Below are 12,766 nucleotides of genomic sequence, written 5' to 3' on the forward strand. Positions count from 1 at the left end.
AGCATGACCAAGGGCATCATCCTTCTTGCCGCCGGCGGGACCGGCGGACACCTGTTTCCCGCCGAGGCGCTGGCGCATGAGCTGAAAGCGCGCGGCTACTCCGTCCATCTCGTCACCGATCGGCGTGCCCAGCGCTTCGCCGGGACTTTCCCCGCAGACGAGATCCACGTCGTCCCCTCGGCGACCTTCGGGTCGAAGAACCCGCTCGCCATGCTGCGCACCGGATGGACCCTTTGGAGGGGGTTGCGAGCCGCGCGCAGGCTGGTCGCCCGGCTGAAGCCGGCGGCCGTCATCGGCTTCGGCGGCTATCCGACCGTGCCGCCGCTGCTGGCCGCGACCTCGATGGGCGTCCCCTCGCTGATCCACGAGCAGAACGCCGTGATGGGCCGTGCCAACAAGGCGCTCGCATCGCGCGTGCAGGCAATTGCCGGCGGCTTCCTTCCCGACGACCGCGGCGCCCATTCCGCAAAGACGGTGACGACCGGCAATCCGGTACGTCCCGCGGTGCTCGAGGCTGCCGGATCGCCATATGTCGCATCCCGGGGGTCCGACGAATTCCGCCTCCTCGTCTTCGGCGGCAGCCAGGGCGCGCAGTTCTTCTCCTCCGCCGTGCCCGCGGCGATCGCGCTGCTCGACGGTGCTGACCGATCCAGGCTTCGGGTCACGCAGCAGGCGCGCGCGGAGGATCAGAAGGCCGTCGTGGAGAAGTATCGTTCGCTCGAGGTTCCGGCCGAGGTATCGCCTTTCTTCGGCGACATGGCCGAACGCATGCAGTCGGCGCATCTCGTCATAAGCCGGTCCGGCGCCTCCACCGTTTCGGAAGTCGCCGTGATCGGCCGGCCGGCGATATTCGTTCCCTATCCGCATGCGCTCGACCACGACCAGGCGGCCAATGCCGCGGCGCTCGTCGCCAAGGGCGGGGCGGAGGTTGTCGCGCAGGCGGACCTGTCGCCCGAACGGCTGGCCGGGATGATCTCGTCGGCGATGAAGGAACCGGAGCGCCTCGAACGGATGGCGGCTTCGGCCTGCCAGGCGGGACATCCGGATGCGTCGGCCTTGCTCGCCGACCTGGTTGTAGCTATTTCCGGCCGTCAACCGATCGAGACGTTCAAAGGAGCACATTCATGAAGATGCCGAAGGCCATCGGGCTCGTTCATTTCATCGGCATCGGCGGCATCGGAATGAGCGGTATCGCCGAGGTACTCCATAACCTCGGGCATCGGGTCCAGGGTTCCGACCATTCGGACAATGCCAATGTCCAGCGGCTGCGCGAGAAGGGTATTCCGGTCAGCGTCGGCCATCAGGCCGAAAACCTCGGCGACGCCGAGGTCGTCGTCGTGTCGACCGCGATCAGGAAGGACAACCCGGAACTCGTCGTCGCGCGCGAACGCTTCCTGCCCATCGTCCGGCGCGCGGAAATGCTCGCCGAGCTGATGCGCTTCCGCAATGCGATCGCCATCGGCGGCACGCACGGCAAGACGACGACGACCTCGATGGTCGCGACGCTGCTCGACGCCGGCAACCTCGACCCCACCGTCATCAACGGCGGCATCATCAACGCCTACGGGACCAATGCCCGAATGGGCGAGGGCGAGTGGATGGTGGTCGAGGCCGACGAGTCGGACGGGACCTTCCTGAAACTGCCGGCGGATGTCGCGGTGGTCACCAATATCGATCCCGAGCATCTCGACCATTACGGCAGCTTCGATGCCGTCCGCGAGGCTTTCAGGCAGTTCGTCGAGAACGTGCCGTTCTACGGGTTCGGGGTGCTATGCATCGATCATCCGGAAGTCCAGGCGCTCGCGGCGCGGATCGAGGATCGCAAGATCATCACCTACGGCGAGAACCCGCAGGCCGACGTGCGTTTCTCCAACATCCGCATGGAAGGCACGAAGGCGATCTTCGACGTGGAGATCCGCCGCCGCCGCACGGGCCGGGTCTTCAGCTTCAAGGACCTCGCCCTGCCGATGCCCGGCCGTCACAACATTTCCAATGCGACCGCGGCCATCGCCGTCGCCAACCGGCTCGGCGTTTCCGAGGAGGACATCCGCAAGGGGCTCGCGGCCTTCGGCGGCGTCAAGCGTCGCTTCACGCTGACCGGGACCTGGAACGGGGTTTCCGTCTTCGACGACTACGGCCACCATCCGGTCGAGATCCGGGCGGTGCTGCGGGCGGCGCGGGAATCGTGCTCGGGGCGGATCATCGCCGTGCACCAGCCGCATCGCTACAGCCGCCTCAACAGCCTCTTCGAGGAGTTCGCGACCTGTTTCAACGACGCCGACAGCGTGATCCTGGCGCCGGTCTATGCGGCCGGGGAAGATCCGATCGACGGCGTCGGCGCCGAGCCGCTGGTCGGCAAGATCCGCGCTGCGGGCCACCGCGACGCGCGCTATATTTCGGGTCCCGGCGAGCTTGCCCCGATCATCGCAGGCATTGCGAACCCGGGTGATTTCGTGGTTCTTTTGGGAGCCGGCAACATCACGCAATGGGCAGCGGCACTGCCCAGGGAATTGGAAAGCATATCGGGACAGTCGTAATGAAGCAGGTGCATGGTGAAAAACTGCTGGCCTCGCTCGGTGAAGGCGTCAAGGATCTTCGCGGACGGCTGACGCCGGACGCGCCGATGGACCGCGTCACCTGGTTCCAGGCCGGCGGACTGGCTGAACTGATGTTCCAGCCGCACGACGTCGACGATCTCGTCGCGTTCCTGAAGATCCTTCCGGCGGAGGTCCCGCTGACGGTCGTGGGGGTAGGCTCGAACCTGCTCGTTCGCGACGGAGGCATTCCGGGTGTCGTGCTGCGCCTCTCGGCGAAGGGGTTCGGCCAGGTCGATCTCGCCGGGGAAAACCGCATCCGCGCCGGCACCATCTGCCCCGACAAGCATGTCGCGGCCATGGCGATGGACCACGACGTCGGCGGGTTCGCGTTCTACTACGGCATTCCCGGCTCGATCGGCGGCGCGCTTCGGATGAATGCCGGGGCGAACGGCACCGAAACGGCGGATCGCCTCGTGGAGGTCCACGCCGTCGACCGGCAGGGTAATATCCATGTCCTCGACAAGGCGCAGATGGACTACGGCTACCGCAAGTCGGGCGCACCGGCCGACCTGATCTTCACCCACGCGATCTTCGAAGGCTATCCGGACGAGCGCGCCAACATCCGTCAGGAGATGGATGCGGTGCGCCAGCACCGGGAGACCGTCCAGCCGGTCAAGGAAAAGACCGGCGGTTCGACTTTCAAGAACCCGGACGGCCATTCCGCCTGGAAGCTGATCGACGAAGCCGGTTGCCGTGGGCTCGTCTGCGGGGGCGCGCAGATGTCGTCGCTCCACTGCAATTTCATGATCAACACCGGCAATGCGAGCGGCTACGACCTGGAATATCTCGGCGAGACCGTTCGCCAGCGAGTCTTCGATCACTCCGGAATCAAGCTCGAATGGGAGATCAAGCGGCTCGGCATCTTCATGCCCGGCCGCGAGGTGAAGCCTTTCCAGGGCGCTGCCAGCTGACAGTGCTGAATTAGGCTTTTCTGACAAAAGGCTGCCGGACCATAGGGTTGGCAGCCTTTTTTCATGTCTGGAATCAGATTCATACTGCCGGCGGGAACGATTGAAATTCCACGCCTTTTCGCTGCCGGTTAACGAAAGTAAACGGTTTGTTAACCATATGCCGGCAGTATGGAACCTGCGCGACGGGGTCCGGAATCGCCACGGGAACAGGTCCGCGCAAGCAAGGCTGTGCAAGGTGCGTGGTTTTCCGGAGGTCGTTCGATGAGTGGCAAGCATGTGGCTGTTCTGATGGGAGGGTTTTCCTCCGAGCGGCCCGTGAGCCTGTCTTCGGGCGCCGCCTGCGCTGAGGCCCTCGAGGGCGAGGGCTATCGGGTGACGCGCGTCGATGTCGATCGCAACGTGTCCGCCGTGCTCTCCGAGCTTCGCCCGGACGTCGCATTCAACGCCCTCCATGGCCCTTTCGGTGAGGACGGCACGATCCAGGGCGTCCTGGAATATCTTCAGATCCCCTATACGCATTCGGGCGTCCTTGCTTCGGCGCTCGCCATGGACAAGGGGCAGGCCAAGCATGTCGCCAAGGCCGCAGGGCTGCCGGTCGCCGAGGCGCGGGTGATGATCCGCTTCGATATCGGCAGCCGTCATCCGATCGAGCCGCCTTACGTCGTCAAACCCGTTCGCGAGGGTTCGTCCTTCGGCGTCGTCATCGTCAAGGCCGACCAGTCGCACCCGCCGCAGATCCTCGGGTCGGACGAGTGGCGCTACGGTGACGCGGTGATGGTCGAGCGTTACGTCCATGGTCGCGAGCTGACCTGCGGCGTCATGGGCGACAAGGTGCTCGGTGTCACCGAAGTGGTTCCGACCGGCAATGCCTTCTACGACTACGACGCGAAGTATGCGGATGGCGGGTCGACCCATATTCTGCCTGCGCGGATTTCATCGAATGTTTACCAAAAGATTCAATCCTTGGCCCTGAAGGCGCATCAGGCATTGGGGTGCCGTGGCGTGAGTCGTTCGGACTTTCGCTACGACGACCGCTTTTCCGAGGATGGCGAAGTGATCTGGCTGGAGGTCAATACCCAGCCCGGCATGACGCCCACCTCGCTGGTGCCCGAAATGGCCGCGGATGCCGGCCTGTCGTTCGGTGATCTCGTGCGTTGGATGGTGGAGGACGCGTCGTGTCTGCGTTGAGCCGCAAAAGTTCTGTCGGTTTCAGGGGTGCTGTTCCCCTGGCTTTCCCCGCGGGTGAGGATCGTCGCGTTCTGCCGCGTCCGCTCCGTCGCGTGGTCCGTTTTGCCGTCAGTCTGGCCACGGGACGCGTTCACATTCCGCGTCATATCGGGACGGCCTCCACCTTCGCATTCATGGGCATGGTCGGTCTCTACGGCATGTCCGTCGGTGGTCACACGGAAGTCGTCTCGCAGGCGGTGACCGCCTCGGCTGGTTTCGCGATCGAGGATGTCCGGGTTTCGGGCAACGAGCAGACGTCGGAAATCGACATCCTGCAGCTCCTCGGCCTGGACGGCACGACCTCGCTCGTCGCCCTCGACATCGAGGCCGCCCGCAAGAAGCTCTCCGAACTTCCCTGGGTCGAGTATGCGGAAGTTCGCAAGGTCTATCCCAAGACGATCGAAGTCACGCTCAAGGAGCGCAAGGCTTTCGGGATCTGGCAGCACGGCAACGAGCTGTCGCTGATCGAGCGCAACGGCGCCATCATCGGCCCGCTGCGCGACGGCAAGTTCGCCTCGCTGCCGCTCTTCGTCGGTCGCGACGCCGAGACGAGGGCTGCCGCCTTCGTGGAGGAACTGTCGGGATGGCCCGAGCTTGGCAGCCGCGTTCGCGCCTATGTCCGCGTCGCCGGCCGCCGTTGGGACCTCCATCTCGACAACGGTATCGTCCTCCGGCTGCCGGAGCAGGGCGTTCACAAGGCGCTCGCGGTCCTGTCCCGCCTCGAGGCGGAGCAGGGCGTGCTGGAGCGCGACATCGCCGCCGTCGACCTGCGGCTCGACGATCGCACCACCATCCAGCTGTCGCAGGGCGCGCTGGAACGTCGCAACGCGGCGCTGGAACTGCGGGCCAAGGAACTCAAGAAAGCAGGGGTGCGCTCATGAGCCTCTTCGGTTCGGGTCATTTCCTGCCGCGCCTCAAGCCGCTTTCCTCCAAGCGCAGCCACGTGGTCACCGTGCTCGACATCGGTTCGACCAAGGTCGTCTGCATGATCGGCCGGCTGACGCCCCGCCAGGAAAGCCTCGTGCTGCCGGGACGGACCCACAATGTCGAGATCATCGGCATCGGCCACCAGCGTTCGCGTGGCGTCAAGTCCGGCGTGATCGCAGACCTCGATGCGGCCGAGAGCGTCGTCCGGCTTGCCGTCGATGCCGCCGAGCGCATGGCCGGACTGACTGTCGACAGCCTGATCATCAACGTTTCCGCCGGCCGTCTCGCCAGCGACGTCTACACCGCGACGATCGATCTCGGCGGCCAGGAGGTCGAGGGTGCGGACCTGCGCCGTGTCCTCGTATCGGCAAGCCAGCAGTCGCAGCGCCAGGACCGTGCCATCCTGCACTCTTTGGCGACCGGCTATTCCCTCGACGGCGAACGCGGCATCCGCGACCCGCTCGGCATGTTCGGCGATCTCCTCGGCGTCGACATGCATGTCGTTTCGGCCGAGCGCGCGACGCTGAAGAACCTCGAACTGTGCGTCAACCGCGCCCATCTCTCCGTCGAGGGCATGGTTGCGACGCCCTATGCCAGCGGCCTTGCGGCGCTCGTCGACGACGAGGTCGAACTCGGCTGCGCCGCGATCGACATGGGTGGCGGAACGACGACGATCTCCGTTTTCGCGGAAGGCAAGCTCGTCCATACCGACGCCATCAGCCTCGGCGGCCACCACGTCACCACCGATCTTGCCCGCGGGCTCTCGACCCGGATCGAGGATGCGGAACGCCTTAAGGTCGTGCATGGCTCGGCTCTCGCGAACGGTGCGGACGAGCGCGACATGGTTGCCATCCCGCCGATCGGCGAAGACGACCGCGACCTGCCTACGCAGGTTCCGCGCTCGCTGGTCACCCGGATCGTTCGCGCCCGCATCGAGGAAACGCTGGAACTGATCCGCGACCGGATCGAGAAGTCCGGCTTCAGCCCGATCGTCGGCAAGCGCGTCGTCCTGACCGGCGGCGCCAGCCAGTTGACCGGCCTGTCGGAAACGGCCCGCCGGATCCTTGCCCGCAATGTCCGTATCGGTCGTCCGATGGGGATTTCCGGTCTGCCGGTGGCAGCCAAGGGACCCGCATTCTCCACAGCTGTCGGGCTGATGATCTATCCGCAGGTCGCGGAGATGGAGACGCATGCTTCGCAGGGGGGGCTGATAACCTCGCTCGGCAATGGAAACGGTCGGCTGGCCCGCATGGGCCAGTGGCTCAAGGAGAGTTTCTGACGCCTGTCCCGAGAGGGGGGCGGCACGAAGAACAGCAATGAACCGGCCGGCGGCGATGCGGCCAGAGTTAGAAGGAACGGTACCCATGACAATCAAGCTGCAGAAGCCGGATATCACTGAACTGAAGCCCCGCATCACCGTCTTCGGCGTCGGTGGCGGCGGCGGCAATGCCGTCAACAACATGATCACGGCCGGCCTCGAGGGCGTCGACTTCGTCGTCGCCAACACCGATGCGCAGGCGCTGACGATGACCAAGGCAGACCGGATCATCCAGATGGGTGCCCAGGTCACCGAGGGTCTGGGAGCTGGTTCCCAGCCGGAAGTTGGTCGCGCCGCCGCCGAAGAATGCCTTGACGAGATCGTCGACCACCTGAACGGCACGCACATGTGCTTCGTCACGGCCGGAATGGGCGGCGGTACGGGCACGGGTGCGGCTCCGGTCGTCGCGCAGGCCGCGCGCAACAAGGGGATCCTGACCGTCGGCGTCGTCACCAAGCCGTTCCACTTCGAGGGCCAGCGCCGCATGCGGCTTGCCGAGTCCGGCATCCAGGAACTGCAGAAGTCGGTCGACACGCTGATCGTCATCCCCAACCAGAACCTCTTCCGCATCGCCAACGACAAGACCACCTTCGCCGACGCCTTCGCGATGGCCGACCAGGTGCTCTACTCGGGCGTCGCCTGCATCACCGACCTGATGGTCAAGGAAGGCCTGATCAACCTCGACTTCGCCGACGTCCGCTCGGTGATGCGCGAGATGGGCCGCGCGATGATGGGCACCGGCGAGGCATCCGGCCCGGGCCGCGCCATGCAGGCCGCGGAAGCCGCGATCGCAAACCCGCTGCTCGACGAAACTTCGATGAAGGGTGCGCAGGGCCTCCTGATCTCGATCACCGGTGGTCGCGACCTGACCCTCTTCGAAGTCGACGAAGCCGCAACCCGTATCCGCGAGGAAGTCGATCCGGACGCCAACATCATCCTCGGCGCCACCTTCGACGAGGCGCTGGAAGGTCTCATCCGCGTATCGGTCGTTGCCACCGGCATCGATCGCAGTGCCGCGCAGATGGACGGCCGCTTCACCGATACCCGCCCGGCCGTCGCGGCTGCGCGTCCGGTGATCCGTCCGTCGGCGGCCATTGCACCGGCTGCTCCGGTCGCGTCCGCACCGCAGCCGGCTCCGGTCGCCCAGGCGCCGCGCGCAGTCGACCCGATCGCCGAGACCATCCGCCAGGCGGAAGCCGAAATGGAACGTGAACTCGCAATCGCCGAAATGCCGCGCCAGCCTGCTCCGCAGCCCGTCGCAGCCCCGGCCGAGCCCGAGTTCCGCCCACAGAGCCGGATCTTCGCTGCCGCGCCTGCTGAAGCCCCCGTCCTTCGCGCTCCGGCGGCCCCGCTCATGCAGGCGCAGGCCGCACCGGTCGCCAACCATCCGGCACCGCGCATGGCACCCCAGCCCTTCCACGAGTCGGTTGCCCCGTCGATGACGGTAGAGCCGGTCCGCATGCCGAAGGTCGAGGACTTCCCGCCGGTGGTGAAGGCAGAGATGGACCACCGCGCTCATCCCGCGCAGCACGTGCAGGAAGAGCGCGGCCCGATGGGCCTCCTGAAGCGGATCACCAATTCGCTCGGCCGCCGCGAAGAGGACGACCAGATGGCCGCGGACATGACCGCATCGGCGCCGAGCGCGGCGTCGCAGCAGCGCCGTCCGCTGTCGGCCGAGGCCAACCTCTACGCCCCGCGCCGTGGACAGCTGGACGACCATGGCCGCGCCGTTCCGCAGGCCGGCCTGCACCACGAGGAAGACCAGCTGGAAATCCCGGCCTTCCTGCGCCGCCAGCACATCTGAGGCTTCCCGGCACCCCGTTCACGAAAGGCCCGAAACTCGCGTTTCGGGCCTTTCGGCTTTGTTCTGCAACGACCGCCAAAAGGTCCATCATTTCCGAGACTTGCACACGTAACAATCCGAAATGAACAGTGATTTGGAATGTTCCAGCACAGTGCGTAGAACGTAGCCAACAGAGGCAGGTGAATCGTCAGATGGTTCCCCCTGCCGTCGGCGTCCGGATCCCGGACCCGGACCAATACGTAAGAGAGCAAGAAGAATGACAGTCGGACTCCTCGGTTTCCAGGCGACCATTGCAGCCCCCGTCACGATGACGGGCATCGGCGTGCATTCGGGCGCCCCGGTCACCATCACCTTCCAGCCTGCGGAGGCCGGCACCGGCATCGTGTTCAGCCGCAGCCTCCGTGACGGAAGTTCGGTCGAATACCGCGCGGTGTCCTCGCACGTCGGTCCCACCGATCTCTGCACGGTCCTGGGCGGCTCGCCCGCCAAGTGGGTCGCGACCATCGAACACGTGATGGCGGCGCTTTACGCGCTTGCGATCGACAATGTCGTGGTCGAGGTGGATGCCGGCGAGATGCCGATCATGGACGGGAGTTCCTTCCCCTTCATCGAGGCGCTCGAACAGGCCGGCATCGTCAATCTCGGCGCCAAGCGCCGCTATATCAGGGTCGTGAAGCCGGTGCGGATCGATTCGGGCGCCTCCTGGTCGGAGTTCCGTCCCTATGAGGGCACGCGGTTCGAGGTCGAGATCGACTTCCCGACGCCGCTGATCGGACGGCAGAGCTGGAAGGGCGACCTGACCGCCACCTCCTTCAAGGAAGAGCTTTCCCGCGCCCGGACCTTCGGCTTCATGCGCGACGTCGAGCGGCTGTGGGCCGCAGGCTATGCGCTGGGCTCCTCGCTGGAGAATTCGGTGGTGATCTCCGACGACGACACGATCGTCAATGTCGAGGGGCTTCGCTACGAGGGCGACGAGTTCGTGCGCCACAAGACGCTCGATGCGGTCGGCGACCTGGCGCTTGCGGGCGCGCAGTTCATCGGCTGCTACCGTTCCTATCGCGGCGGCCACAAGATGAACGCCAATGCGCTCAAGGCGCTGCTCAGCGATCCCACGGCCTACGAGATCGTCGAGGCGCCCGTACGCAGCACCCGTGTACGCGCCGGCGAGTTCGTTCCCGTGAACGAGCCCGAAGTCGCGGCCTGGCTGGCCTGACCTCACCTATCCAGTCCAACTGGCCGCTCCCTCGGGGGCGGCCTTTCTTTTTGATCCGATACGTAGTTTCAATCCGCCCGGACCGTCCTCGCGAGCAGGGAATACTGCCACAAAATTGCGTTAATGCCCCCGCATTGCGTTGCTCCGCGCCTGCTTGTAAGGCTAGAAGGCCTGCTTGTGCATGGGCACTGTTGCGCGGGACGATCGGGAACTGTCGAATGACTTATGCGAGGTCTGTTGGAATGAAGAGAACGGCGAGGGTAGCCTTCGTGTCCATGGCTCTGGTCTGCGCCGGCGTCGCAGTATCCGCCTGCCAGTCCGACAAGGACATAGACATCACAAAGCTCGGATTCGAGACCGATCCTCCGGAAACGCTCTACAATCAGGGCCTGGCCAACATGAAGGCCGGCAATATCGCGGAAGCCAGCCGGAAGTTCGATTCCATCGATCGCCAGCACCCGTTCACCGACTGGGGCCGCAAGGCGCTGGTGATGAGCACCTTCGCCAAGTATCGGCTCGGTCGCAATGAAGAGGCCGTCGCCACCGGCAACCGCTACCTGAAGCAGTATCCGAATTCGGAAGATTCCGCCTATGTGCAGTATCTGGTCGGCCTGTCGCATTCCAAGCAGATCGCCGACGTGACGCAGGACCAGCGGGCGGCCGGGCAGACCATCGATGCCATGTCGAAGGTCATCAACGACTATCCGGATTCGGAATATGTCGAGGACGCGCAGGCCAAGATCCGTTTCGCGCGCGACCAGCTCGCCGGCAAGGAGATGCAGGTCGGCCGCTATTACCTCGAGCGCAAGGAATATCTCGCGGCGATCCAGCGTTTCCGCACCGTGGTCGAACGCTATCCCACGACCAACCAGATCGAGGAAGCGCTCGCGCGCCTCGTCGAGGCCTATTACGCGATGGGGATCGCCGAAGAAGCCCAGACGGCTGCCGCCGTGCTCGGCCGGAACTACCCCGACAGCCAGTGGTATGCCGATTCCTACAAGCTGCTGCAGACGGGCGGCCTCGAGCCTCGTGAAAACCGCGGTTCCTGGATTTCTCGCGCCGGGGCAAAGCTCATCGGAGCCTGATCGTGCTCGTCCAGCTTTCGATCCGCGATATCGTCCTGATCGAGCGGCTGGATCTCGATTTCGAATCCGGCCTCTCGGTGCTGACCGGCGAGACCGGTGCCGGCAAGTCGATCCTTCTCGACAGCCTTTCGCTGGCGCTCGGCGGGCGCGGCGACGGCGGCCTTGTCCGCCACGGGGAAGAGAAGGGGCAGGTCACGGCCGTCTTCGACGTCGAAGGCCGGCACGCGGCCCGGCAGCTCCTTCGCGAGAACGGCATCGATGACGACGGCGACCTGATCTTCCGCCGCATCCAGAATGCCGACGGACGCACCCGCGCCTCGATCAACGACCAGCCCGTCAGCGTCCAACTGATGCGGCAGATCGGCCAGCTGCTGGTGGAAATCCACGGCCAGCACGACGACCGGGCACTCACCGATACGAATACCCACCGCAACCTGCTCGATGCATTCGCCGGGCTTGCGGGCGAGGCACAGCAGGTCGGTGACCTCTACCGCAGCTGGAAGGATGCCGAACGGGCGTTCAAGACGCATCGCGCCAGGGTCGAGGCGGCAGCGCGCGAAGCCGACTACATCCGCGCCTCCGTGGAGGAACTCGAAGCCCTGAGCCCCCGCGACGGCGAGGAAGACGAGCTCGCCGAGCGGCGCTCGCAGATGCAGAAGGCGGAGCGCATCGCCGGCGACATTTCCGAGGCCTCGGACTTCCTCAACGGCAATGCCTCGCCGGTGCCGCTCATCGCTTCCATGGTGCGACGGATGGAGCGCAAGAGCCACGAGGCGCCGGGCCTCCTGGAGGAGACCGTGGAACTGCTCGATGCGGCGCTGAACAACCTCTCGAACGCGCAGATGGAAGTCGAGGCGGCGCTCCGGAAGACGGAGTTCGATCCGCGCGAACTGGAGCGCGTCGAGGAGCGGCTGTTCGCCCTTCGCGCCGCCGGGCGGAAATATTCGGTGGCTGTGGCCCACCTTCCGGCGCTCGCGGAGAAGATGGTCGCCGATCTCGCCGATCTCGATGCCGGCGAGGAGAAGCTCGCGCAGCTGGAAAAGGAAACCGTCGCTGCAAGAGCAGCGTTCGACACGGCGGCGCTGTCGCTGTCGGAAAAGCGCCGCCATGGCGCGGAAGCGCTTGCGAAGGCGGTGATGGACGAGCTTCCGGCCCTCAAGCTGGAGCGGGCGAGGTTCATGGTGGAGGTGGCCAGCGATCCGCAGGCGGCGATGGCCGAGGGTATCGACACCGTCGAATTCCATGTCCAGACGAACCCGGGGACACGTCCCGGTCCGATCATGAAGGTGGCGTCGGGCGGCGAACTCTCGCGCTTCCTGCTGGCACTCAAGGTCGCGCTGGCGGATCGCGGCTCGGCCCCGACGCTCGTCTTCGACGAGATCGACACCGGCGTCGGCGGTGCCGTGGCGGATGCGATCGGCCAGCGGCTGAAGCGGCTGTCGGAGACGGTCCAAGTCCTTTCGGTGACCCATGCGCCGCAGGTCGCGGCACGCGCGGCAACCCACTTGCTCATTTCCAAGGGGCCTGCGGGCGAGGGCTCGGAGAAGATCGCGACCCGCGTCGCGACGATGGAGCCGGAACACCGGGCGGAAGAGATCGCCCGCATGCTCGCCGGCGCATCGGTGACCGACGAGGCGCGCGCGGCGGCGAAGAAGCTAATCGCCGGGGCTGACTGAACGCGTCT

10 protein-coding genes are annotated in these 12,766 nt (G+C 65.5%); all 10 read left to right on the forward strand.

Annotated features, from left to right (window positions below; translation table 11 throughout):
* Positions 1–3: 3 nt before the first annotated feature.
* The 10 genes from murG to recN all read left to right on the forward strand — a co-directional run bounded on the left by murG (position 4) and on the right by recN (position 12,758).
* A complete protein-coding gene (gene murG / locus ACWGPT_RS18155; protein WP_452607037.1) occupies positions 4–1,128 on the forward strand; it encodes an undecaprenyldiphospho-muramoylpentapeptide beta-N-acetylglucosaminyltransferase in 1,125 nt (374 codons plus the stop codon).
* Complete coding sequence (gene murC / locus ACWGPT_RS18160; RefSeq protein ID WP_452607038.1) at positions 1,125–2,537, forward strand: UDP-N-acetylmuramate--L-alanine ligase; 1,413 nt, start codon at positions 1,125–1,127, stop codon at positions 2,535–2,537. Before murG ends, murC begins: the two co-directional genes overlap by 4 nt.
* Complete coding sequence (gene murB / locus ACWGPT_RS18165) at positions 2,537–3,508, forward strand: UDP-N-acetylmuramate dehydrogenase (protein ID WP_452607039.1); 972 nt, start codon at positions 2,537–2,539, stop codon at positions 3,506–3,508. Before murC ends, murB begins: the two co-directional genes overlap by 1 nt.
* Positions 3,509–3,769: 261 nt before the next feature.
* Positions 3,770–4,696, forward strand: coding sequence for a D-alanine--D-alanine ligase (locus ACWGPT_RS18170; protein WP_452607040.1), 927 nt, complete (start codon positions 3,770–3,772; stop codon positions 4,694–4,696).
* Complete coding sequence (locus ACWGPT_RS18175; protein ID WP_452607079.1) at positions 4,693–5,616, forward strand: cell division protein FtsQ/DivIB; 924 nt, start codon at positions 4,693–4,695, stop codon at positions 5,614–5,616. The genes ACWGPT_RS18170 and ACWGPT_RS18175 overlap by 4 nt, the downstream gene beginning before the upstream one ends.
* Positions 5,613–6,941, forward strand: coding sequence for a cell division protein FtsA (ftsA, locus tag ACWGPT_RS18180; RefSeq protein WP_452607041.1), 1,329 nt, complete (start codon positions 5,613–5,615; stop codon positions 6,939–6,941). The genes ACWGPT_RS18175 and ftsA overlap by 4 nt, the downstream gene beginning before the upstream one ends.
* 85 nt (positions 6,942–7,026) lie before the next feature.
* On the forward strand, positions 7,027–8,784 hold the full coding sequence (ftsZ, locus tag ACWGPT_RS18185; RefSeq protein WP_452607042.1) for a cell division protein FtsZ: 1,758 nt from the start codon (positions 7,027–7,029) through the stop codon (positions 8,782–8,784).
* A 256-nt stretch (positions 8,785–9,040) separates the two neighbouring features.
* Entirely contained in the window at positions 9,041–9,997 is a 957-nt protein-coding gene (lpxC, locus tag ACWGPT_RS18190) for a UDP-3-O-acyl-N-acetylglucosamine deacetylase (protein WP_452607043.1), read from the forward strand.
* 218 nt (positions 9,998–10,215) lie between these two features.
* Positions 10,216–11,082 carry an outer membrane protein assembly factor BamD gene (locus tag ACWGPT_RS18195; RefSeq protein ID WP_452607044.1) on the forward strand — a complete coding sequence of 289 codons (867 nt, stop codon included), beginning with the start codon at positions 10,216–10,218 and terminating at the stop codon, positions 11,080–11,082.
* A 2-nt stretch (positions 11,083–11,084) separates the two neighbouring features.
* Positions 11,085–12,758: a DNA repair protein RecN gene (gene recN, locus ACWGPT_RS18200; RefSeq protein ID WP_452607045.1), complete on the forward strand. Its 1,674-nt coding sequence runs from the start codon at positions 11,085–11,087 to the stop codon at positions 12,756–12,758.
* Positions 12,759–12,766 lie beyond the last annotated feature (8 nt).

This window comes from Pseudorhizobium sp. NPDC055634, from assembly GCF_053618655.1.